This is a genomic window from Nannocystis sp. RBIL2, from assembly GCF_026626745.1.
Classification (GTDB): Bacteria; Myxococcota_A; Polyangia; order Nannocystales; family Nannocystaceae; genus Nannocystis.
Genome location: NZ_JAPNJW010000002.1, coordinates 1,109,537 through 1,132,652 on the forward strand (window position 1 = coordinate 1,109,537; position 23,116 = coordinate 1,132,652).

The following is a 23,116-nucleotide window of genomic DNA, read 5'->3' on the forward strand; positions in this document are numbered from 1 at the left end:
GACCGCGGCCGCGGATGGACATGTCGTCTGGGACATGTTCGATCGAACATGCCCTGAAGTGCAGGCCCGAAGGTCTCAGGTCGCGGCCGGCAGCGCCGCGCCGGCGCGGATCAGTCGCCGCCGCAGCGCCATCGGCACGCGCGCCTCCCAGCCCTCGACGATGTGCGGGCGCAGGTCGGTGGCCCCGTGGGTGTCCCAGAACAGCACCGGCCCGGACACCGCCCCCGCCGCGAGGTCGCTCCGCAGCGCGGCCAGGCACTTGCCGGTGTAGGTCGTCTCGAGCGCGAGGCCGCCGCCCGCGGCCAGGGCCACCGCCTCCTCGCCGGCCATGGTCGGCACCGCGTAACCGGACCCGACCTGCGAGTGGTCGATCGACCAGGTCACGCCGGCGCGCGCGAGCAGCCCCTCCGGCCCGAGCGCGGCCAGCTCGGGCTGCAAGCCGGCCTTCACCAGCGCGGCGAACACCTGGTTCAGCGTGCGCCTCAGCAAATATGTCCCGAGGTACAGGCGCTCGAGCGCCGACACCACGCGGATGCGCACCGGCAGGCCCGCCAGCGCCAGCCCGAGCGCCAGCCCGCAGCACGAGCCGCACGTGCCCCCGGTGACGTAGAGCGCCTGCGGGGCCGGCAGTACGCCCTCCTTCACCTGCTGCGCGAGCTCGAGCCCGGCCTCGACGAAGCCGAGCGAACCGAGCCCGGTGGTCCCGCCGGGCGGCATGTACACCCCGGCCTGCTCCGGCCGGGACCACGTGCGGTACGCCAGCCACGCCAGCGGCAGCGCCGGCCGCGTCGGCACCGCCCACAGCTTGGCCCCCGTCGACAGCAGCAGCGCCAGATCTTCGAGCGTGTGCGCCGTCGGGACCTGGTCGAACACCCAGGCGTGCAGCTCGCGGCCCTGGGCCTGCAGGTGGAGCGCCAGCGCCACGAGGTGATGACTGCCGATCCCGCCGACCGAGACGATCGGACGTCGATCGTCGTACGGCGGGTTGGCCAGCAGCCACTCCAGCTTGCGCACCTTGCCGCCGCCATAGAGACGGCTGGTCTGATCGTCGCGCTTGACGTAGACCGCAGCCCCTGGAGCGTCGAGCCACGGCGCCCGCTCGACGGGCGTCGGCAACGTCGCCAGATCGAGGCGAGCCGGGGGGTTGCGCAAGAACGGCGACAGGTGGTGTTCGCGCTTCATGGGCCGAGAAACGAGCCAAGCCAGCTTGCCCGAGAGGCGTTACGCCTCGCAGCAAAGATAGGCGAGACCTTCCTCATGAGAGGACTCGGGCCTGAATCACCCCGATGCTGGGTCGCGGCCGCAGGGCCCGGTATGCTTCCCACTCTAATGAAACCTTGCCCGTTCTGTGGGGAGCAGATCCAGGAAGTCGCCGTCAAGTGCCGATACTGCGGTGAGTGGTTGGATCCGTCGCGGCGTCCCGAGGCCGCGGCCGCCGCGCCCGTAACGTCCGCGAGCGCCGCGTTCGCCAGCCTGGCCCCCTCGCGCGGCCTCGACGAGCGCCCCCTCGGCGACTTCGGCCAGCTCTCGCAGCCCGCGTCCACGCCTGGCCTTTCGCACATGTTCCAGGGGACAGCTCCCGCGGAGCCCGTCAGCGAGCCGCCGCCTGCCAGCCTGGCGGCCGACAGCGTGTTCTCGACGACCCTGCGCGGCGGCATCCCGCCGCTGTCCGTCGAGTCGCGCACGGGCTCGACCACCCAGCCCGAGCCCGAGCGCCGCACCGACTTCGGCGCTGCCTCGCTGTCGCGTCCCGGCGAGTTCGCGCCGCTCGGCAGCGATCTCGACCTCGACGTGTTGCCGGCGCTCTCGCCGGTGCAGGCCGCGCCGCTCCACTCGCTGCTGCCGCCGCCGCCGCAGCCGATCGCCTCCGCGCCGATCCCCGCCCCGCCGAGCGAACCGCCGCCGTCGTTTCAGGCCCGGCCCGCCGACGAGTTCATGCAGGCGTTCCTCGGCGCCGCCGAGCCCGTGAGCGACAGCGGCGGCGACGACGACCTGTTCGCCACGCCGGCCCCGCCCCCGCCTCCGCCGTGGCCGCTGATCGGGGCAGTCGCCGCGGTGGTGGTCGCGCTCGCCCTCTACGCGATGCGCGACTCGCTGTTCGGCGGAGAGACCGACGCCGGTCCGCTCGCGGAAGCCACCACGGAGGCGCTGCCGCCCGATGCCAAGGCCCCCGAGGTCAAGCCCGAGCCGCCGCCCGAGACGAAGCTCGTCGAGGCGCCCAAGCCCCCGCCCCCAGCTCCCGCGCCCACCGACGCCGCGTTCACCGAGCGGCTCGAGAAGGCCAAGGAAGCCTACAAGGACGGCAAGCTCAAGTCCGCCTCGGCCGCCCTCGGCGAGCTGTCGCAGCAAGCGCCCGACCACCCCGAGGTCCTGCTGCTGACGGCCCAGGTCCAGCTCGAGCAGAACAAGATGTCCGAGGCGCGGACCACCGCCGACAAGTGCGTCGCCGTCGATCCCAACCTCGCCGACTGCTGGCTCACCCTCGGGGTGCTGCGCCAGGCCGGCAGGGACGACGCCGGCGCGGTGGTCGCCTACGAGACGTACCTGAAGCTGGCCCCGACCGGCCGCTACGCCCGCGACGCCAACTCCCAGCTGGCCCGCCTGCGCCGCAGCTCCGGCTGAGGCTGGCCGAAGGGGCATGTCCCGAGCGACATGCTCGCCGGGGCATGTCGCTTCGGGCATGTCCGCCAGGTCATGCCCTCGCAGACAGCTCCGGGCCGGCGTCCCGCACCTGGGCGCCGCCCGCGACGCGTCGCCCGAGCGCGACTCGCCAGCTCGCAGGCGGCACACCGTGCCGACGCGACCCGCGAGCTCGCACGCGACTCCGGCCCTCAGTGCCGCTCGCAGGTGGCGAACAGCGCCTCGGTGTCGGCCCGCCGCAGGTCGCCCTCCGGCACCGCCGAGCGCCCGCTCGTCAGCAGCGCGCACACGCGGGCGCGCTCGCCCGCGCGGCTCGACAGCAGCGTCGCCAGCGACAGGGCGGCCTGGCCCCGCTCGAGCTCCGACCCGCGCGGGCTGACCCGCACCCGCTCGAACCATCGGATCGCCTCGTCGCGCTCGCCCAGCGCGGCCGACAGCTCGCCGGCCTGGAGCGCCGCGCGCGAGGCCTTGGCCGGGTCGCTCTCGAGCGAGGCCTCGTACAGGTCGGCGGCACGGCCGTAGAAGTCGCGCGCCTCGGCGGTCCGACCGGCGGCCGCGGCGATGTCGGCGAGGCCGACCAGCGCGTCGCCGACAGGTTCACGCCGCAGGCCGTCGCGCTCGGCGATCGTCAGCGCCCGCGTGAGGTACGGCTGGGCCTCTGCGTGCATGCCGACGCGCACATAGGCGACGCCGAGGCCGGCCAGCGGATCGAGCAAGAACTGGTGCTCCGCGCCGAGCGACGGCTCCATCAGCGCGATGGCCTCGCGGTAGCTCGGGATGGCCTCGGCGAACGCACCCCGGCGCGTCGCCACGTCGCCGAACCCGACCCGCGGGTGAGCGCCCAGCGGGTGGTCGGCGCCGAACACGGTGGCGAACAGCTCGAGCGCGCGCTCGAACTGCGCCCGCGCCTCGTCGAGCCGCCCGTGGTTGACGTACATGATCCCGAGGTTGTGGTGGACGATCGCCGCCAGCGGGTCGGCCTCGCCGCGCACGCGCAGCGCCTCGATCGCCCGCTCGTAGTGGGCCCGCGCCAGGTCGACGCTGCCCTCGCGATCGTCGTGCAGCGTGCCGATGTTGTTGTGCAGCAGCGCGACCAGCCGCGCGTCGCCGCGAGCGCGGGCCACCAGCGCCTCGGCGAACATCACCGACGCCAGCCCCTCGCTGCGCCGGCTCTCGTTGCTGCCGACGACGTACATGTGGATCACCGCCGCCTCGGCCGCGACCGCGTACTGATCGTTGGCGATGCCGAGCCGCACCGCCTCGGCCAGCGCCGCCTCGGCCTCCGCGCCCGGCGTGGCCGCCATCCGCAGCCGCCCGTCGCTGAGCGCCGCCTCGGCCGCCAGCGGCGCGTAGCCGAGCCGCGCCGCCTCCTTGCGCACCTCGGCCGCGATCTTCAGGCCCTCCTCGTAGCGCCCGGTCTGCTCGAGCACGTCGGCGCGGGCCAGCTGGGCCCGCAGCGCCTCGATCTCGCGCACCACCGTCGGATCGTCGGGCAGGATCACCGCCAGCAGCGCGTTGGCGTCGGCGCACGCGGCCAGCCCCGGCAGCGCCGCGGTCGCCTGCACCGCGTTCTCGACCACCGACAGATCGGGCGCCATGAACACCTGCGTCAGCGCCGACAGGTGGGCCAGCCGCTGATCGAGGCAGGCGTTGCGAAGGTCGGTCAGGCGCTCGGTCTGCAGCCCCGCCGCGTGCTCCTCGCACACCGCCCGTCGTTGGTCGCGCCAGCCGTCGGCGTAGTCGTCGAGCCGCGCGATCACGCGGTCGCCGACGTCGCGCGCGAACCCCAGCCCCGTGCCCTTGAAGGCCCGACGCACCTCGACGCGCTGCGGCTCGCCCCACACCGCGTCGAGCCGCTCGCCCGCCGCCTCGCAGCGCGGCGAGTCGGTCGCGCGCACCGTCGCGGTCGCGTAGCCGGCGATGCCGACGACCACGACGGCCACGCTGACCGCGAGCACGCGCAGCGGCACGGCCCACGGATCGTGCTCGAGCGCCGCCAGCATGTCGGCCATGCTCGGCCAGCGCGCCTCCGGCGACGGCGACAGCGCCCGCTCGAGGATCCGGAAGAACCGCCGCGGGACCTGCGAGTCGGACGGCGGCGGTGGCACCATCCCGATCTCGATCGCCTCGCGCAGCAGGATCGCCGTCGCTCCCGCGAACGGCCGCCGCCCGTACAGCGCCTCGTAGAGCGTCACCGCGAAGCTGAACTGATCCGCCCGCGGCCCCGCCGGCTCGCCGCGCCACTGCTCGGGCGGCATGTAGCGGGGCGTGCCGAGCACCGTGCTGTCGTCCTCACCGGCGTCGGCCTGCGCCAGCCCGAAGTCGACCACGCGCGCCAGGCCCGAGCCGTCGACCACCACGTTGTCGGGCTTGAAGTCGCGGTGCACCACCCCGGCGTCGTGCGCCGCCTGCAAGCCGCGACCGGCCTGGATCAGCACCGCCAGCCGCTGCCGCCACGGCCGCGGCTCGGCGCGCATCCAGCTCCGCAGCGTCGCGCCGCTGAGGAACTCCATCACCAGGTAGACCTGGCCGCGGTAGTTGCCCACCTCGTACACGCGCACCACGTGCGGGTGCTCGACCTTGGCCAGCGCCTGCGCCTCGCGCAGCAGCGCCGCCTCGCGACCGAGGCCCTCGCTGTCGGGCAACACCAGCTTGATCGCCACCTTGCGATCGAGGTCGTTGTCGTAGGCCGCGTACACCACGCCCATCCCGCCGACCCCGAGCTGCGACAGCACGCGATAGCGACCGATGCTCTGCGGGACCTCGACCGGCTCGGGCGAAGCGCGCGGCGAAGCGGGGGCCTTGTCCCCCGGGACCGTGTCTTCCACGTCGCCGGCGCTCACCTCCGGCGATCATACCCCGCCGCGTCGGACGCACGCTCAACGGCCGGCGCAAGACTCGTGCGCCAGCTTGCTCGCTTGTGCGCGCAGCGGTTCGGCCTCGTCGAGGCCTGCGGCGGCCCCCTGTGCCAATTCGCAGACCCGTGCGCTCCCCGCCCCGCCGCGCGCCGCCAGCACCCCGGCGAGCTGAGCCGCGGCGCGGGCGCGGAGCTGCCGCGAGGCCTCGCCCGGCTTCGCCAGCACGCGCTCGAACCACCGGCTCGCCGCCTCGCGCTCGTTCCGCTGGAGCGCCAGCTCGCCGGCCCGCAGCGCCGCGCGAGCCGCCTCCTCGTCATCGGCGCCGAGCTCCTCGTAGACCGTCCACGCCCGCTCGTACAGCTGCTGAGCCTGCTCTGTCGCGTTCGCCGAGGCGGAGACGTCCGCCAGCCCCGCCAGCGCCGCCGCGAAGAATTTATCGCGGATGTCCGCCCGCTCCGCGATCTGCACCGCGCGCGCGTAGAACTTCGCCGCCTCGTCGGCGCGCCCGGCCCGCGCATGCGCGTGCCCGAGGCCGACCAGCGGGTACATCAAGTAGCGGTGCTCCGGCCCGTGCGCCCCCTCGAGGAGGGCCAGCGCGCGCAGGTAGCTCGGCATCGCCTCGAGGTGACGCCCGCGCCCGAGGTCGACGTCGCCGAGGCCGATCAGCGGGTGCGCCACCAGCGGGTGACCGTCGCCGACGATCGCCACGAAGCGTTCGAGCGCGCGCAGGAACTGGTCGCGCGCCGGATCGAGGCGGCCGCGATCGAGGAACATCTGCCCGAGGTTGTGCTGCACGATCGCCTCGAGCGGATCGGGCTCGGCCAGGCCGCGCAGCCCGGCGATCGCCGCTTCGTAGCTGGCGCGCGCCGCATCGACGTCGCCGAGCAGGTCGTGCATCGCCCCCGCGTTGTTGTGAAGCAGCGGGCCCAGGAGCGCCGCGCCGTGGGCCCGCTCGACCAGCGCCTCCGCGAACGGCACCGAAGCGAGCCCCTCTTGCGGACGCGCCAGCTCGTTGCCGAGCACGAAGATCCGCATGATCGCCGCCTCGGCCGCCGTCGCGTGCAGGTCGTGGGCGATGCCCAGCTTGAGCGCCTGCCGCAGCGCCGCCTCGGCCTCGACCGCGCGCGCCGACGCCATCAACAGCCGGCCCTCGCTCAGCGCCGCCTGGGCCGCGAGCGGCGGGTAGCCGAGGCTCGCCGCCTCCGTGCGCAGCTGCTTCGCCAGCCCCAGCCCTTCCTCGTACTGCCCCGTGCGCTCGAGGATGTCGACGCGACCCAGCTCGCGCCCCACCACCTCCACGCGCTCGGCCACCGCAGGATCGTCAGGCGGCACCTTCGCCACCAGCTCGCTCGAGTCGGCGCACGCGCTCAGGCTCGGCAGCGACGCCGTCGCCTGCACCGCGTTCTGGACCACCGCCGCATCGGCACCGATGAACACGTCGACCAGCGTCGCCAGGTGGGCCTTGCGCCGCTCGAGGCAGGCTACCCGCAGATCGATCAGCCGATCGGTCTGCACGCCGGCCGCGTGATCCTGGCAGGCCGCCTGGCGCGCGCCGAGCCAGGCCTTTGCATAGGCATCGACGCGCCCCTCCACGCGTCGGGCGGTGTCGGTCGCGAACGCCAGGTGGGTCGCCTCGAACGCGCGGGTCATCGCCGTCACGCGCGACGGGTCCCACACGCCCGCGAGCTTGTCGGCGTCGAACTGACAGCGCTGCCCGCCCTCGACCTGCGACACCGCCACCGCGTAGCTCGCCAGCGACGCCGCGCCGATGAGGCCCGCCATCGCCGCCACGCGCACGCGCGCCTTCCACGGGTCGTGCTCGAGCGCCGCGATCATCGCCGCCAGGCTCGGCCAGCGGTCGGCCGGCTCGAGCGCCAGGCCGCGCGCGATCACCTTGAACAGGCGACGCGGCACCGGCGACTCGAGCGGCGGCGCCGGGATGATGCCGTCCTGGACCTGCAGGCGGATCGCCGCCCACGAATCGCCGATGAACGGGCGCACCCCGTAGAGCGCCTCGTACAGCGTGATGCTGAAGCTGAACTGATCCGACGTCGGCCCCGCGGGGCGCCCGAAGTGCTGCTCGGGCGACATATACGCCGGCGTCCCGAGCACGTTGCCCATCTGCGTCAGGCGGACCGACCAGTGCAGCAGGTTCGAGCGGTCGAGCGGCTCGGTCCCCGGCGCGGTCGCGTGCGACGGCTCGCCCATCGCAGTGATCGCCACCTCCTGATCGATCGCCGACCGCTCGGCCAGCTCGTCGGGGCTGCCCTCCGCCTGCACCAGCCCGAAGTCGAGGACGCGCGCGCGCCCGGCCGCGTCGACCAGCACGTTGTCGGGCTTGAAGTCGCGATGCACCAGCCCCGCCGCGTGCGCCGCTGCCAGGCCGCGACCGGCGTCGCACAGCGTGCGCAAGATCAGCTGCCACGGCCGCGGCGCGCTGCGGAGCCACTCCGAGAGCGTCTCGCCCTCGACGTACTCCATCGCCATGTAGATGCCGCCGTCGTGCTCGCCGACCTGATAGACCTGCACCACGTGCGGGTTCGACAGGCGGGCCATCGCCTGCGCCTCGCGGCTCATCCGCTCGCGCACCGCCGGGTTGTCGAGCAGCTGCTTGCGAACCAGCTTGAGCGCCACCTTGCGCTCGAGCTTGCGGTCGTAGCCGGCGAACACCACGCCCATGGCCCCTTCGCCGAGCTTGCGCTCCACGAGGAAGGGGCCAATGGACGCGGGATCTGGGCTCGCCTCGCTCATCCGGCCATTTACGGACCTACCACGATCTTGCCGCTCTGGATAAGACCGCCCGACGCGAAGTCACCGCCGCACGCGGGGATGCTGCAGCCGATCTGCTGCGCTCCGAGTCGCATGTTGGCGCCGTTCAGGCACACCGCGCCGTCGGGGCCCCACTCGGCCTCGACCACGAATTGACGCTCCGGATCGACGGTCTGCACGCCGACCTGATCGAGCACGTGGACCAGCGTTCCCGGCGCCGTGTGCGACACGCCGTCGCCGCAATAATCGGCGCGGACCAGGCGGGTACAAGCCTGATGGAGCTCGCGCAGATCGGGGTCCCACGGCTTGTAGCCCCACTCGACGCACTTCGCCAGCGCCGCGTCGCGGCAGGCGAACGTCAACCCGTCGCCAGTCGCGGTCAGGCGATCGCCGGTGGACGCGTCCCACACATCTGCCAGCAGGATCGCCTGCGTCGGTTCGCCCGCGTTGTCGACGCACAGCGGCTCCCACTCCTTCTCCTCGACCTTGAGCGCGAGGTCGTAGAGCAGCACGTCCGAGCCGGGCGACAGCGGCTCGACGTCGAGGACCTTGACCGTCTTCTTCCGCGACGACCCGTCCTCCAGCAGATCGAACTTGATCTTCGACGAGTCGAGCTGCGTCCCCGAGAACGTCTCCTTGGTCGTCGTCTTGACGTGCAGGTTGCTCCCTACCAGCCAGCTCGACTCGATGGTGTAGGTCTCCTTGCGCAGCTTGATCTTCTCGATCTCGATGTAATCGAGCGAACCGTCGGGCCCGTTCAGCCGCGTCCCGTTCAGCCGCGTCCCGTTCAGCCGCGTCCCGTTCAGCCGCGTCCCGTTCAGCCGCGTCCCGTTGAGTTGCGTCTCGCGCACGCTCACCGCCTCGTCGCTGCAGGCGCACTCGCCCGCCTGCGGCACGTCGCAGCCCGCGCTCAGCATGCTCGCCGCCACACCGGTCAGCCACGTCAATCGTTTCGACATCGCCCCCTCCAGAATCGGCATCACGGCACTATAGCAGCGTGCTCGGCGTTACGCCGCGAACGCGGCGTGCGAGGGCATGTGCGACGTTATCGTGATCCACCGTTCAAGCCGCGACAGCACCCGCGGTGAATTCCTCGCAGAACGAAGTAGGCAAATCTGGAGCCTGACATTGCGAGTCAGAGCGACCCTGAAGGGTCATTCGCTCACGCCTCGCCCGCGACCTCGGCTTCCATTCCTTCGAGTTCGGCCTGCGCGACCTCCCAACGAGCGGTGAGTTCCTCAAGCGCAGTCGCGTCGCGACGATAGCCGTCCAGCAATTCATTGCGGCGGTCGTTGTCGGCGTAGGTCGCCGGATCTGCGAGCAGAGCGCTGCGACGGCGCTGTTCGGCCTCCAGCGCCGCGATCTCCCCTTCCATCGCCGCGACGCGCTTGCGGAGGGGTCCCAGCACGCGGTTACGTTCGCTGCGGCGCTCGGCCTCGCGCCGGCGGGCGTCGCGACCCGGCTTCGCCGGTTCGGACCTGTCCGCAGGGACCTTGTCGTTGCGCCCTGGCGCTTCGGACCTGCTCTTTTGCACATGTTCCGCAGGACGGGTCGCACCCGCGGTCCGGCCCGGCGCCGCCGGCGGCTCGCCGTCGCGGCGGCGGCGGCTCGAGTCCATGTACTCGTCGAGCGTGCCCGGGTAGGTCTCGACCTTGCCGCCCTCGACGTCCCAGATCCGGGTCGCCAGCGCGCGCACGAAGCTGCGGTTGTGGCTGACGAACAGCAGCGTGCCGTCGTAGGTCTTGAGCGCCTCGGCCAGGCTCTCGCTCGAATCGAGGTCGAGGTGGTTGGTCGGCTCGTCCATCAGCAGCAGGTTGCCCGGCTTGAGCAGCAGCTTGGCCAGGGCCACGCGGGCCCGCTCGCCGCCCGACAGCACGCGGATCGGCTTCTCCACGTCGTCGCCGCTGAACAGGAACGCGCCGAGGATCGTGCGGACGCGCGTCTGCCCGGCGCTGGGGTCGACCGCCGCGACCTCCTCGAACACCGTGCGCTCGCTGCGGAGCGCGTCGGCGTGGTGCTGCGCGTAGTAGCCGACCTTGATCTTGTTGCCGAACGTGATGCTGCCGCCGTCGGCCTGCAACTCGCCGGCGATGGTGCGCAGCAGCGTGGTCTTGCCGGCCCCGTTGACGCCGATGATGCCGATCTTCTCGCCGCGGCGGACGCTGAGGTCGACCTTGTCGAGCACCACGCGCGCGCCGTAGGCCTTGCGCAGCCCGTCGACGCGCAGGCTCTCGTTGCCGGTGCGCTCGCACGGCGGGAAGTCGAACCCCATCACCTGGCGGCGCTCGAACAGGCGGACCTCGTCCATCTTCTCGAGCATCTTGATCCGGCTCTGCACCGCCGCCGCCTTGGTGGCCTGGGCCCGGAAGCGCTCGATGAACTGCTCGGTCTTCTCGCGCTCGCGGGCCAGGTTCTTGGCCTTGTTCTCGAGCACCACCTCTTCCTCGGCGCGCTGGCGCTTGTAGCCCTCGTAGTCGCCGCTGAACTGGCGGATCCCCTCCGGTTCGAAGCTGACCACGCGATCGATCTGCTCGTTGAGGAACTCGCGGTCGTGCGACACCAGCACGAACGCCCGCCGGTAGCGCTTGAGGTAGGCCGCGAACCACGCCACCGACGGCAGGTCGAGGTGGTTGGTCGGCTCGTCGAGCAGCAGCAGGTCAGGCTGCTGGAACAGCAGCGACGCCAGCACCGCCCGCATCTTCCACCCGCCGCTGAACTCGTCGAGGTCGCGCGCCGCGTCCTCCGGCTGGAAGCCGAGGCCGGCGAGGATACGCAGCGCCTCGTGCTCGGTGTACTGCGTGTCGAAGTCGGCGGTCCGCGTGTGCGCGTCGGCCAGCCGCTCGGCCGCGGTCATCATCGTATCCTCGTCGCCGCTCTGCTCCGCCGTCGCCATCTCGCGCTCGGCCTCGGCCAGCGCGCGCTCGAGCTCGGCGCGCCCGGGCACGCTGCCGACCACGAAGCTCGTCAGCGTCTGCCCGCCGCCGAGCTTCAGGTCCTGCGACAGGTAACCGACCCGCACCGCGCGCGCGAAGCGGATCGTGCCGCGATCGGTGCCCTGCTCGTTGGCCAGCATGCGCAGCAGCGTCGACTTGCCGGACCCGTTGGGGCCGATGAGACCGATCCGGTCCTCGCGCCCGATCCGCAGGTTCAGAGCCTCGACGATGGTCTTCTTGCCGAAGCCCAGCGACACGTTCTCGAACACGACGATGCTCACGGCCGCGGGTTATCGCCGAACTCCAGGGGCGTGCACACGGCCGCTGTGCGCGTACACTCACGACCGCGATGACGACCCTCGATCCCGACACCCTCGAGCGGCTCAGGCGCCAGGTCCCGCTGCGGCTCGACCGGCGCGGCCAGTTCTTCTTCGAGGACGACCCGGTCACCCACCCCGGCGTGCGCGCACTGTTCCTCCGCGGCCTCGATGTCACGCCCGCCGGCGAGCCCAGCCTGCGGGTCGGCGAGCAGTGGTGCTACCTCCAGGTCGAGGACTGCTTGCTGCGCGCCCTCCGGGTCACCCGCGCCGGCGACGGCGCGCCGCGGCTCCACCTCGACGACGGCCGCGACCTCCCGCTCGATCTTGACACCTTGTGGGAGGAGCCCGGCCAGGGCCTGCGCTGCACCGTCCCCGCCGAGCCCAGCGGCCGCCCCCTCAGCGTCCGCTTCACCAACACCGCCCTCGCCGACCTCGCCCCGTGGCTCGACGACGGCGACCCCGTCGCGCTGCGCCTGGGCGATCGACGCCTGCCGGTCCCGACGCGCCCGCCCGCGGCCTGACTCGAGCGCGCCGACCCGTCCGAGCGCCCGCGGGACACGCCGCCCGTGTCCTGCGCGCCCGCACGACCTGTCCCATCAGACAGGCTCCTGTCCTCGTCGTCTCGCGCTCGCGTCCTGCGCGCCCCCGCGACCTGTCCCGTCAGACAGGAGCGCCACCTCGCGCCTGCGTTCTGCGCGCCCCGTGGCCTGTCTCATCAGACAGGCTCCGCCCCTCGCGGCCTCCGACGCATCGCGTTCGCGTCCTGCGCGCCCCGCGACCTGTCGCATCCAACAGCCGGCGTCACGACGAGCGCCCCTGACCGTTCGGACCTGTCCGATCGAGCCTGCCCGAAAGGCCCTGCTCAATCGGACATGTTCGCGCCGCCGGGCGACTCCCCCGGTTCCTCATTGATCTTCTTGCTCGCTTCCTCGTAGGCCTCTGCCTCCTCCTGCGCCTTCTTCTGCGACGCCAGGATGAAGTCGGGCTCGCCGAGGAGCTTCTGTTTGGCCTTGAACTGGTAGGCGTAGAACATCTCGACGTTGTCGTAGATGGCCCCGCACATCTGGTCCCGCGCCTCGCCGACCAGCGGCTCCTTGGTGGCGGGGTCGACCAGGCGAGTGGCCAGCCACGCGTCGACCGCCGCGCAGTAGTCGGCGTCGCCGCCGGCGCACACTCCCTGGCTCAGGCGCTCACACGGGCTGGCGCAGCCGCCGAGGCCGACCGCGAGCAGGAGCGACATGGCCCCGAGGACAGGGCGCGACAAGGAGCGAACGACAGAAGAAGCGAAGGACATGGCGCGGATGGCGAGGACGCTAGTTTACCGATCCGGGCCGGTCAAGCGCAACGCTGGCGGGCCGGGCGCGCGCGACGGTCAGTAGCGCGGCACCCCGGAGTCGACCTCGCGCGACCAGGCGTCGATCCCGCCGCGGAGGTTGTAGACCTCGCGGAAGCCCTGGCTGACGAAGAACTCGGCGGCCGCCTGCGAGCGCACCCCGTGGTGGCAGTGGAACGCCAGCGGCGTCCCGCGATCGAGCTCCAGGATCTCCGCGCGCACCGCCTCGTCGACCAGGCGCGCCCCGGCGATCGCCGCGATGGCCTGCTCCTGCGGCGTGCGCACGTCGAACAGCCGCACCGCGCCCTGCGCGAGCTTGCCCTGTAGCTCGCGCGCGGTGATGGGGCGCACCTGCGCCGGCGCGTTGGGGTTCTCGATGGCGAAGCCGGCCTCGCCGTCGCGCTCGACGAAGTCGATGCGCAGGCCCTCGGCCCGGGCGGCGCTCATGCGATCGAACAGCAACGTGATGCCCTCGACGGTGACCTCGAGGTCGCCGGGCTCGCGGCCCTCGACCGCCAGGTCGTGTTCGAAGCGCGGGCTGATGCGCATGCGGATGGCCTCGCCCGGGCCCGCCTCCGCCGTGACCTCGCGGAACACCCCGGCCGCGCGCGCGCTCACCTGCACCTGCGGCGGCTTCACCTCCGCCGCCCCGAGCAGCGTCGCCAGCTCGCCCGACGCGTGCATCTCGCGGACGATGTCGGCGCCGCCGACGAACTCCCCGCGCACGTAGAGCTGCGGGATCGTCGGCCAGGCCGAGAACTCCTTGATGCCCTCGCGCAGCTCCGCGTCGGCCAGCACATCGACGCTGGTCCAGCCCGGCACCAGCGAGTCCAGCACCTCGACCACGCCGGCCGAGAAGCCGCACGCCGGTCGGAACCGCGTGCCCTTCATGAACAGCACCACCGAATCGGCGGTGATGAGCCCCTGGATCCTGTCTCGCAGCGCCTCTGTCAGCGGCATCCCGGCAGTGTACTACTGCCCGCCGAACTCGCCTCTCGCCGGCGCGCGTGCGGCTTCTCAGGCGCCTCGTCCCCGGCCCGGGCTTGCACCTGCTATCGTGACGGACGCATGTCGCGTCGTGCGTCGCTCCTCGCCCTGGTGGTCGCCCCCTGCATCAGCACCGCCTGCAACAGCGACGACCTGCTCGGCGGGCTCGACCAGCCCGCCACCACCAGCACCAGCACCGGCACCACGACCACCACCGGTGAGCCGCCGACCACCGGCGAGCTCACGACCACGACGACCACCACCGGCGGCGACACCACCACCGGCGGCAGCAGCACCACCCTCGCGCCGGAGCCGCCGCCGACTTGCGGCGAGCTGCTCGACTGCGTCCTCCCGTGCGCCCTCAGCCTCGACCTCGAGTGCGCCCAGATGTGCGCCGACGGCCTCTCGCCCGAAGAGGCCGGCAAGGCCTTCGAGCTGGCCCTCTGCGTCGGCATGTCCTGCTTCGAGAGCGAGGCTTGCACCGCCGACACCTTGATGGACCCGGTGTGCCTGGCGTGCATCGGCTTCCTCCTCATGGACGACAGCCCCGCCGGCTGCGAGGCCGAGGCCGAGGCCTGCGCCGCGCCGACCGGTGAATGAGAATTCTTGCGCGGCCGCGCCGAAGCGGCGCCACGACGGGTCACGACGCCCGAACGCGCGAGTCCGGGCCCGCTTGTCGGCGGGCGTGCGCGCGGCGTATAGATGGCCCGTGTCGACCTCCGAGGCGATCACCAACGGCGTGCGCGTGCGCGTCGCATCGCAGTACCTCCCCGAACACTCGCACGCCAGCCAGAGCGAGCGGCAGTGGTTCTTCGCCTATACCGTGAAGATCTCCAACGAGGGCATCGACACGGTGCAGCTCGTCAGCCGTCACTGGGTCATCACCGACGCCAACGGCCGCACCGAGGAGGTCCGCGGCGCCGGCGTCGTCGGGGCCCAGCCGGTCCTCGCGCCCGGCGAGTCGTTCGAGTACACCTCGGGCTGCCCGCTCAAGACCGCCTACGGCACCATGCGCGGCACCTACCAGATGGTCAGCGACGACGGCCAGCAGTTCGACGCCGAGATCGCTCCGTTCGCCCTCAACATCCCCTACGCGGTGAACTGAGATGACACGCGCGACGCTGCTCCTCACCTCGCTCGCCCTCTTCGCTTGCAGCACCGGCGACGAGCCGGGCGACAGCAGCAGCAACAGCGGCGTCACCACGGCCACCGTGGGCACCGATCCGTCGACCACCGACGACTCGACCACGACGACCGGCACCTCGACCGGTCCGACGCCGACCACCAGCGACGGCACCACGACCGGCGACCCGACGTCGACCTCGACGACGACCACCACCGGCAGCACCACCGACGAGCCGACCGGCACGACCGGCCCGATCTGCGATCCCGGCCAGGCCAACTGCGTGTGCGACGGGGACGCCTGCGCCGACGGCCTCGAGTGCGTCGACGGCATCTGCGTGCCCGCGGTGGCCTGCGACGGCGACCTCGGCGAGCCCGACGACACCGAGGCGAACGCCCAGGACCTGGGCGAGATCACCGACGACGACGACATCACAGTCATGGCCGACGGCGTGCTCAGCGGCGCCGGCGACGTCGACTGGTACACCTACCACGGCCTCGACACCTTCGGCCACGTCGCCGAGCCGACCGTCAAGGTCACCTCGTCCGCGAGCGTGCGCGTGTGTCAGTTCATCGAGTGCGACCAGGGCGGCGCCGTCGGCACCGAAATCACCTGCCCCGAGGGTACGCAGACCGCCCTGTCCGGCGCCCTGCGCCCCGGCTGCTGCGGCGGCGCGACCTTCACGGTGTCCGACTTCAACTGCTCCGGCAGCTCCGACGACATCCAGGTCTACGTCCGCCTCGACAAGCCGACCCAGGACGAGTGCGTCGAGTACGGCCTCGTCTCGCACAACTGAGCTGCATCCGGCCGGCGCCGTGCCTGGCCTCCCGGACAGCCTGTCCCGAAGGCCAGCCTACTGCGGCGCCCCGTCCGGCACCTGGGGCGACACGGTGATCGGCCGCCCGCGCAGCACCGCGACGAACGCGATCAGCAGCGCGACTGTCCCGTAGGACAGCCCGAGCACCACCCCCGCGTCGACGATCCCGCGCCACGGTTGGTCCAGGCCGCGGACCAGAGTGACGAGCGCAGTCACCCCGATCACCAGGCCCCACGACAGGATGAGCCGCTTGCGGTTGGCGTAGAACAGCCCCATGCAGAACAGCGGCGCCAGGGCCACGTGCAGCGGCCGCGGGTAGCGGGCCAGGTAGAACGCCCGCGCCACCGCGCGCGGCACGAACGCCTTCTGGAAGCCCTTGTAGCCCTCGGCGTACAGGTTGAACAGCGACCAGCCGACGTACAGCCCCCACTGCAGCGGCGTCATCCCGGTCGTCAGCGGCTCGATCGCCAGCGGCGTCAGGCGGACGAGCGCGCTCGCCAGCAACGCGACCACCCCGAGCATGCCCCACCCCGCGGTCAGCACGGCGGCGGGCGTACGGGGCGGGAACAGGCGGACCATCGCGCTCGTCATGGGCGCGCGAATGTACCCCGGCGCCACCGCCCTGACGACCCGTGCGACCGGAGCGCGCGCCGCCGCGGCCGCGGTTTCCTCGCGCGCGCTTTCACACGAGCCGCGCCTGCCGCGGTGGCGAACGCGATCGGGCGAGGCCTCGCAGCCTCACGCCCGCGGACGCTCGGCCTGTCCCTCGGGACAGCCAACGTCAGCACCCCGTCGACTTCACCTGTCTCATGAGACAGCCATCTATCGACCCCGAGTCTGCGAATTTCACCTGTCTCTCGGGTCAGTCCTCGAAACCGCGACGCCGACACCTCTGCCTCATCTGTCCCTCAAGACACCTCGCTCCGCCCGCCCCACCCGACCTTCGCGGTCGCAGGCGCACCCGCGGACCGTCTCACATCAGCCGCTTGCGCATCGCCACGCAGCGCTGCGGCGATCTCGAGCCGCTGTCGCGGCTGTCGCGGCGCCAGCCGAGCCGCTCGTAGAAGCCGACGGCGTTGAGCGTGGCCGACAAGCGCAGCTCCGCGGCGCCGAACGCTCGGGCGACTCGCTCGACGCGCTGCATCAGCCGCAGGCCGAGCCCGCCGCCGGTCGCCCCCGGGCTGACGTACATCGCTCGCACCTCGCGGGTCGCCAGGCGGACGGCCGCGAACGCCACCACTTGCCCGGCGCGCTCGGCCACGTAGACCGTCGATGAGCGCAGCATGCGGTCGTACAGCCCCGGGCTCGGCGCGAGCCACTGCTCGATCGCCTGCGGCGAGTAGTGGCCGGCGCACAGCGCTCGCACCGAGGCAGCATGGACCGTGGCGATCGCGGCGAGGTCAGCAGGCCGCGCCAGCCGGATCGACGGCGCCCGCACCGCATGAGTGTACACTTGGACCAGGAGTAATTCGCACCATGCATCACCACGGCATCCTGGCGCTCGGCGTCGCTGGCCTGCTCTTCGCCGCATGCGGCCCCGGGACAGCGAGCAAGGCCGAGCCCGCCCCTGCTCCGAGCAAAGTCGCCGCGCCCCCGCCGGCCGAGGCCAAACCGGCTCCGCCGCCCGCGCCCGCGCCCGTCGGCCCTGGCCAGCTCGACACCGATCTCGTGCGCGCCGCCGGCACGGCCCAGGGTGTCGAGAAGATCAAGGTCGAGCTCGAGAAGGACGGCTCGGTGCGCTACCTGTCCGTCTATCACCAGGACGCCGCCGCGGTGCCCGAGGCCGTGCGCAAGCAGCTCGACGCGACCTACCCCGGCGCCAAGGTGCTGCGCTACGAGACCGAACACGTGGTCCCGCATGGCCGCCTGCACGAGGTCGAGGTCGAGACCGCCGACAAGCAACAGTGCGAGCTCAGCGCGAGGGCCGACGGCGGCGTCGTCTACACCGAGTGCCACATCGACGCCAAGGCCCTCCCCGAGCCCGTGCGCGCCGCGTTCGACAAGGCCCACCCCGGCGTTGCGATCAAGGAGGTCGAGAAGAAGACCCTCACCGGCGCCGGCGACGAGTACGAGATCGAGTTCGAGACCGGCGGTCGCCTGCACGAGCTCTACTTCAAGCCCGACGGCACCGTGATCCGCCACGAGCTGGTGGTCCCTGCCGTCATCGAGGTCCCGGCCTAGCCTTTCGGACATGCCCCAATAGACAGCTCTCGCACGCCCGGCCGACCGCGCGCCCCCCGCACTGAAACCGGGAGCTGTCCTTTGGACCAGCTCGACCGAGATCTTCGTCCGTCAGTCCCGGCCGCTAGATGACGGCGACCCAAGCGAGCGCGCCGCCGCAGGGTCTCCCCCGGGGCGGCGCACTGGCTCAATTTTCGACGCAGGACTCAGTCGTCGCCGTAGTCGTCGTCGCGCCGCCGGCCGCCGCGACCGCCACGGCCACCGCCGCCGCCGCCGCCACGACCACCGCCGCCGCCGCCGCCGCGACCACCGCCGCCGCCGCCGCCGCCGCCATAGCCGCCGCCGCCGCCGCCACGACCACCGCCGCCGCCGCCGAAGTCACGGCCGCCACCGCCGCCACCGCCACCGCGGGGACCACCGCCACCGCCCTGGAAGCCGCCCGACGGGGCACGCTCGACGAAGGGCCGCGAGGGCCGATCGCTGCGGGCGCGCTCGACCGCGGCATCGCAGCGGATGGTCCGCCCGTCAAGCACCGCGCCGTTCATCGCCTCGAGAGCGGCACGACCGGCCGTCTCATCGGCGAACGTCACGAACCCGAAACCACGGCTGCGCATGGTCTCCTTGTCCTTGACGACGATCGCCTCGTCGACCTTACCGAAGGGTTCAAAGGCCGCGCGCAGGCTCTCGTCGCCCGTCGCCCACGCCAGTCCACCGACGAAAATTTTCACTTCTGTCTCTCTCCTATTCTCTCTTCACTGCACGCCACGTCGGCCGTGGCTCGCGGCGCCCTGAGCGGGACCGCGTCGTTGCGTCGACACTCCACAAGCGACACGCCGGACGCACACGTGCGACGCGACCGGAGGGAGGCCGGCTGCGACCCGGCGGGCTCCGTGAGTGCCGATTGAGGTCATGACCAGGGGCAGGATCCGCCCTCGGCCCGGGCCCTGTCAACCTCCGCGAACCCCTCCGGCGGCGATTTCACCTCACGCGGCCGGGGCCTGGAATTCACCTCACCCCCTGGAAGTCGGCGGGCCGGCGGCCATGCCGCGCCGACCTCCACGGCCCGGTGGATCGCCTCGCAGGCCGGCGCACGCCGAGGTGGGCGTGTCCTCCCCCACAATTGCCGCGCCGGCGGCCCGGGCGGAGGTAGAGTCCCGCCCCGTGCCGATCGCAAGCCTGCGCCAGGTCGAAAAGAGCTACGGCGTCCGCCGCGTCCTCGCCGGCGTCAACCTCACCTTGATGACCGGCGAGCGCGTCGGGCTGGTCGGCAACAACGGCTCGGGAAAAACCACTCTGGCGCGGATCCTCGCCGGACTGGACGCCCCCGACGCCGGTGAAGTGGTCCTCCGCCGCGACGCCGCGATCGCCTACCTCGAGCAGGAGCCGCGCCTCCCACCCGGCCTCACCGCCCTCGAAGCCGTCCTCAGCGGCCTCGGCCAGTGGTCTGCCGCCCGCGCCCGCTACGACGCGGCCACCGGGAGCCTCGAGGGGGCCTCCGGGGCGGCGATCGACGCCCTGGTGGCCGAGCAGGCGGCCGCCGCCGCGGAGATCGAGCGCTGCGGAGGTTGGTCGCGGGCGGCGGAGGCCGAGTCGTACCTCGCGCGCCTCGGCGTCCGCGATCCCGCCGCGCCGACCGAGCGCCTCAGCGGCGGCGAGCGGCGCCGCGTCGCCCTCGCGGCCCTGCTGGCGCGCCGGCCCGACCTCGCGGTGCTCGACGAGCCGACCAACCACCTCGACGTCGCCGCGATCGAGTGGCTCGAGCGCCACCTCGCCGAGGACTACAGCGGCGCCGTCCTCCTCATCACCCACGATCGCTACATCCTCGACCGCGTGTGCACGCGGACCTTCGAGGTCGACCGCGGCGAGGTCTACGCCTACGACGGGGGCTTCGGCGCCTACCTCGAGGCCAAGGCCGAGCGCATGGCCCACGCCCAGCGCACCGAGGCCAACCGCCAGAACTTCCTCCGCCGCGAGCTCGAGTGGTTGCGGCGCCAGCCCAAGGCGCGGACCACCAAGCAGACCGCGCGCGTCAACCGGGCCGAGGCCGAGCTGGCCAAGTCGGGCCCGCAGCGCGACCGTCGGGTCGAGCTGTCCCTCGAGGCAGCTCGCAGCGGCAAGACGATCCTCGAGCTGCGCGGCGTCACCCTCGAGCTCGGCCGCGTGCTCGTCCGCGACTTCACCCTCGCGCTCAACCAGGGCGAGCGGATCGGCGTCGTCGGCCCCAACGGCAGCGGCAAGACCACCTTGCTGCGCTCGATCGTCGGCCAGCTTCCTCCGACCGCCGGCGAGGTCGTCCGCGGCAAGCACACCGCGATCGCCTACCTCGACCAGAACCGCTCCGGCCTCGACGACGATCGCAGCGTCTACGACAACATCGCCGAGCGGCGCCGCGGCCTCGAGCTCGGCGGCGGTCACCCGCTCGACATCGCCCGCTACCTCGAGCGCTTCCTCTTCGACCCGTCCGCCTACGCCCAGAAGGTCGGCTCGCTGTCGGGCGGCGAGCGGGCTCGCGTCGCCCTCGCGGTGCTGTTGTCGGGCGCCTCCAACCTCGTCCTCCTCGACGAGCCGACCAACGACCTCGACGTCGCCACCCTCGGCGCGGTCGAGGAGATGCTGCTCGACTTCGCCGGCGCCGCGATCATCGTCACGCACGATCGCTGGTTCCTCGATCGTGTCGCCACCTCGATCCTCGCCTTCGAGGGCGACGGCAAGGTCGTGCGCCACCACGGCAACTACAGCGACTACCTCGAGCGCCTGGCCGAGACCGAAGCGGCCGCCGAACCACAGCCCGTCGCACGAACCACGCCTGCGGCCGCCAAGGCCTCTGCGCCCGCCGCGAAGCGCGGCCTCAACTACTCCGAGAAGCGCGAGCTCGAGGGGCTCCTCGGCAAGATCGAGGCCGCCGAGGGCGAGGTCCAGGAGCTCGAGGCCAAGCTCGGCGATCCCACCGTCTACAGCGCCGGCAAGGACCAGGTCGCGGAGCTGGTGCGCAAGCTCGACACGGCCCGTCAGCGCGCCGCCGCCCTCGTCACGCGCTGGGAGGAGCTCGAGCAGCGGAGCGCGGACGCCGGGGCCTGACGTCGCGGCGCGGCCGGCGTCCCGCGCGTCCGCGGACTTTATCCGCTTGGGTGTCCGCGCAACTGCTTCTATCCTGCCCTCGTGCCCCGCCTCGCTCTGGTCGCGCCGTTCGCCCTCGTCCTCGCCTCAGGCCCCCTCCTCGTCGACACCGCGCAGGCCGGCCCGGTCCAGTTCGTCGAGCAGCGCAAGAACTTCATGGTGTTCGACGACGACGGCACCGTCGAGCACGCCAACTGGTTCTCGCGCACCGGCTTCTATAACGGCTACAACCCGCTCGAAGAGGGCTTCCTCGCCGCGCACCCGGACGACGCCCAGTTCATCGTCGTCTACTCGACCTTCAACCTCGTCGACGGCGTCGGCGCCTTCTATCAGGCGCTCGCCAACGACGTCGCCGGCATCGGCTACTCGCACGCCGCCGACTTCGACCCGGTGATCCCGGCCGAGTTCTTCGACGACACCCCGAACAGCCAGTTCATCGGCATGCTGCACATGAACAACTGGCGGAAGTTCATCAAGACCGGCACCGAAGAGATCGACGACTGGTGGATCTCGCTGGTGTTCGGCCAGGAGCTGGGCCACGCGTGGCTGGCCTTCCCGCACGTCGCCGGCGGCGGCAACACCGAGCTGCTGCTCGGCCGCTCGCAGGCCCACTGGAACTTCTACATGCACACCAACGGCTCGCCGGTCGAGGGCCACCGCTGGACCGACAACGGCGACGGCACCTTCACCGCGGACAAGCTCGACCAGTTCGAGTTCAGCGACCTCGACCTCTATCTCATGGGCCTCATGGACCCCTCCGAGGTGAAGCCGTGGTTCGTCATCGAGGACCCGCACGACTGCGTCGACTCCGCGCTGCCCAACCAGGCCTGCCCCGAACCCAACTCGTTCCTCTTCAAGGCCGAGAGCTTCACCGTCAGCGGCACGCGGCGCGACGTCACCGTCGAAGAGGTGATCCAGGCCGAGGGCGAGCGCGTCCCCGCCTACCCCGACGCTCCCAACGAGTTCGGCATCTCCTTCGTCCTCCTCAAGCGCCCGGACGAGGTCCTGTGCGAGGAGGAGTACGCAGTCATCGACGAGATCGTCGACCGCTCGATCAATATGTGGGTCGGCCAGACCCGCGGCCGCGCCAACATCATCAACCGCACCTTCAGCGCCGACCCGATCCGCCCCGGCGTGTTCTGCGAGGCCGGCACCACCACCGGCAGCGACGACACTGGCGCCGATCCGACCGGCAGCGACGACACGGGCCCGACCGAGCCGACCACCACCGCCACCACTGCTCCGACCACCTCGAGCAGCAGCAGCAGCGGCGGCCGCGACGAGGACAGCGACGGCGACACCAGCGGCAGCAACACCGACAGCGGCTGCGGCTGCCGCTCCCACGAGCCCGCCCCAGCCCTCGCCCTGCTGCTCGCCCTCGCTGCCATGCGTCGCCGCCGCGAACGCACCTGACCGAAGCGACCGCGGGCGAAGGACGTGAAGAGGCGCCTGTTCGGCGGCCAACCCTGGCCGTCGAACAGGCGCCGAGCAACGTGTCCCGAAGGACATCCTCCACCGAGACCGACAGTGTCGGCCCCCTCACGGCCGCAGCCGTGCATGGGATCGGCTGACCGACCGAGGCCGGCGTCCTACCGCGAGGTCCAGTCGGCAACACGTGAAGTCCAGCGCTCCGATCTTCGCTGGCCCCCGTCGATTGACCCCGAGCCTCACATGACCCGAAGGCCATGTCCCAAACTTTTTTTTTCACCCGCAGCGCCGCAGTGGCGCCTCACATGACCTGAAGGTCAGATCGCCATCAGCACCGGCACCGGGTGCATGTGGAACGCGCCCGGCACCGGGCACGCCCCCACCCGCGCCGCGCGGCGGGCCGTGAAGTGCATGATGGTGGCGCGCAGCTCGTCGCTGTTCGGCTTGAGCAGCGTCGCCACGTACTGGTAGCCGATATCCTCGAAGTCGTCCTCCGGCTCTGCGTGGCACAGATAGCCGCGGCGATCGAGCCAGAGAGTGCGATGGCCGTGGTACTGCGCGAGTTCATCGACGAGACGGGCGACCTGCGGTTCGAGCGACACCATGGGTG

Annotated in this window: 19 protein-coding genes; 8 read left to right on the forward strand and 11 right to left on the reverse strand. The window is 72.1% G+C overall.

Annotation, left to right across the window (positions count from 1 at the left end; all coding sequences use genetic code 11):
- Positions 1 to 75: 75 nt before the first annotated feature.
- Complete coding sequence (locus tag OV090_RS29580; RefSeq protein ID WP_267707985.1) at positions 76 to 1,182, reverse strand: pyridoxal-phosphate dependent enzyme; 1,107 nt, start codon at positions 1,180 to 1,182, stop codon at positions 76 to 78.
- Positions 1,183 to 1,329: 147 nt separating this feature from the next.
- Here OV090_RS29580 and OV090_RS29585 point away from each other — a divergent pair, with 147 nt between their 5' ends.
- Entirely contained in the window at positions 1,330 to 2,622 is a 1,293-nt protein-coding gene (locus OV090_RS29585; protein ID WP_267707986.1) for a tetratricopeptide repeat protein, read from the forward strand.
- Positions 2,623 to 2,831: 209 nt separating this feature from the next.
- Here the strand turns inward: OV090_RS29585 and OV090_RS29590 are convergent, their stop codons facing one another.
- The 4 genes from OV090_RS29590 to OV090_RS29605 form a co-directional block, all read right to left on the reverse strand.
- Positions 2,832 to 5,483 carry a tetratricopeptide repeat protein gene (locus OV090_RS29590; protein WP_267707987.1) on the reverse strand — a complete coding sequence of 884 codons (2,652 nt, stop codon included), beginning with the start codon at positions 5,481 to 5,483 and terminating at the stop codon, positions 2,832 to 2,834.
- 36 nt (positions 5,484 to 5,519) lie between these two features.
- Entirely contained in the window at positions 5,520 to 8,249 is a 2,730-nt protein-coding gene (locus OV090_RS29595) for a serine/threonine-protein kinase (protein ID WP_267707988.1), read from the reverse strand.
- A gap of 8 nt (positions 8,250 to 8,257) precedes the next feature.
- A complete protein-coding gene (locus OV090_RS29600) occupies positions 8,258 to 9,247 on the reverse strand; it encodes an ADYC domain-containing protein (RefSeq protein WP_267707989.1) in 990 nt (329 codons plus the stop codon).
- A 182-nt stretch (positions 9,248 to 9,429) separates the two neighbouring features.
- Positions 9,430 to 11,481, reverse strand: coding sequence for an ABC-F family ATP-binding cassette domain-containing protein (locus OV090_RS29605; RefSeq protein WP_267707990.1), 2,052 nt, complete (start codon positions 11,479 to 11,481; stop codon positions 9,430 to 9,432).
- A 68-nt stretch (positions 11,482 to 11,549) separates the two neighbouring features.
- Here OV090_RS29605 and OV090_RS29610 point away from each other — a divergent pair, with 68 nt between their 5' ends.
- On the forward strand, positions 11,550 to 12,041 hold the full coding sequence (locus OV090_RS29610; protein WP_267707991.1) for a hypothetical protein: 492 nt from the start codon (positions 11,550 to 11,552) through the stop codon (positions 12,039 to 12,041).
- A 341-nt stretch (positions 12,042 to 12,382) separates the two neighbouring features.
- Here the strand turns inward: OV090_RS29610 and OV090_RS29615 are convergent, their stop codons facing one another.
- Complete coding sequence (locus tag OV090_RS29615; protein ID WP_267707992.1) at positions 12,383 to 12,760, reverse strand: hypothetical protein; 378 nt, start codon at positions 12,758 to 12,760, stop codon at positions 12,383 to 12,385.
- Positions 12,761 to 12,892: 132 nt separating this feature from the next.
- Positions 12,893 to 13,813, reverse strand: coding sequence for a Grx4 family monothiol glutaredoxin (gene grxD, locus OV090_RS29620; RefSeq protein WP_267707993.1), 921 nt, complete (start codon positions 13,811 to 13,813; stop codon positions 12,893 to 12,895).
- 108 nt (positions 13,814 to 13,921) lie between these two features.
- Between grxD and OV090_RS29625 the strand changes: the two genes are divergently transcribed.
- The 3 genes from OV090_RS29625 to OV090_RS29635 all read left to right on the forward strand — a co-directional run bounded on the left by OV090_RS29625 (position 13,922) and on the right by OV090_RS29635 (position 15,759).
- Positions 13,922 to 14,440: a hypothetical protein gene (locus OV090_RS29625; RefSeq protein ID WP_267707994.1), complete on the forward strand. Its 519-nt coding sequence runs from the start codon at positions 13,922 to 13,924 to the stop codon at positions 14,438 to 14,440.
- A gap of 109 nt (positions 14,441 to 14,549) precedes the next feature.
- Positions 14,550 to 14,945, forward strand: coding sequence for a Co2+/Mg2+ efflux protein ApaG (gene apaG, locus OV090_RS29630; protein WP_267707995.1), 396 nt, complete (start codon positions 14,550 to 14,552; stop codon positions 14,943 to 14,945).
- 1 nt (position 14,946) lies between these two features.
- Positions 14,947 to 15,759 (forward strand): hypothetical protein, encoded by an 813-nt coding sequence (locus tag OV090_RS29635; RefSeq protein WP_267707996.1) that lies wholly within the window; start codon positions 14,947 to 14,949, stop codon positions 15,757 to 15,759.
- 57 nt (positions 15,760 to 15,816) lie between these two features.
- On the opposite strand, the gene OV090_RS29640 is transcribed toward OV090_RS29635, so the two are convergent.
- Together OV090_RS29640 and OV090_RS29645 are read right to left on the reverse strand one after the other, a co-directional pair.
- Complete coding sequence (locus OV090_RS29640) at positions 15,817 to 16,371, reverse strand: hypothetical protein (RefSeq protein WP_267707997.1); 555 nt, start codon at positions 16,369 to 16,371, stop codon at positions 15,817 to 15,819.
- A gap of 382 nt (positions 16,372 to 16,753) precedes the next feature.
- Complete coding sequence (locus OV090_RS29645) at positions 16,754 to 17,233, reverse strand: GNAT family N-acetyltransferase (RefSeq protein ID WP_267707998.1); 480 nt, start codon at positions 17,231 to 17,233, stop codon at positions 16,754 to 16,756.
- A 23-nt stretch (positions 17,234 to 17,256) separates the two neighbouring features.
- Here OV090_RS29645 and OV090_RS29650 point away from each other — a divergent pair, with 23 nt between their 5' ends.
- Positions 17,257 to 17,961, forward strand: coding sequence for a PepSY-like domain-containing protein (locus OV090_RS29650; protein ID WP_267707999.1), 705 nt, complete (start codon positions 17,257 to 17,259; stop codon positions 17,959 to 17,961).
- Positions 17,962 to 18,167: 206 nt separating this feature from the next.
- On the opposite strand, the gene OV090_RS29655 is transcribed toward OV090_RS29650, so the two are convergent.
- Complete coding sequence (locus OV090_RS29655) at positions 18,168 to 18,689, reverse strand: RNA-binding protein (protein WP_267708000.1); 522 nt, start codon at positions 18,687 to 18,689, stop codon at positions 18,168 to 18,170.
- A 433-nt stretch (positions 18,690 to 19,122) separates the two neighbouring features.
- Between OV090_RS29655 and OV090_RS29660 the strand changes: the two genes are divergently transcribed.
- Together OV090_RS29660 and OV090_RS51035 are read left to right on the forward strand one after the other, a co-directional pair.
- Positions 19,123 to 21,039 (forward strand): ABC-F family ATP-binding cassette domain-containing protein, encoded by a 1,917-nt coding sequence (locus tag OV090_RS29660; RefSeq protein ID WP_267708001.1) that lies wholly within the window; start codon positions 19,123 to 19,125, stop codon positions 21,037 to 21,039.
- A gap of 81 nt (positions 21,040 to 21,120) precedes the next feature.
- Entirely contained in the window at positions 21,121 to 22,491 is a 1,371-nt protein-coding gene (locus OV090_RS51035; protein ID WP_267708002.1) for an MYXO-CTERM sorting domain-containing protein, read from the forward strand.
- A gap of 332 nt (positions 22,492 to 22,823) precedes the next feature.
- Here OV090_RS51035 and OV090_RS29670 read toward each other — a convergent pair whose 3' ends face one another.
- Positions 22,824 to 23,111, reverse strand: coding sequence for a hypothetical protein (locus OV090_RS29670; RefSeq protein ID WP_267708003.1), 288 nt, complete (start codon positions 23,109 to 23,111; stop codon positions 22,824 to 22,826).
- Between the last annotated feature and the right edge of the window lie 5 nt (positions 23,112 to 23,116).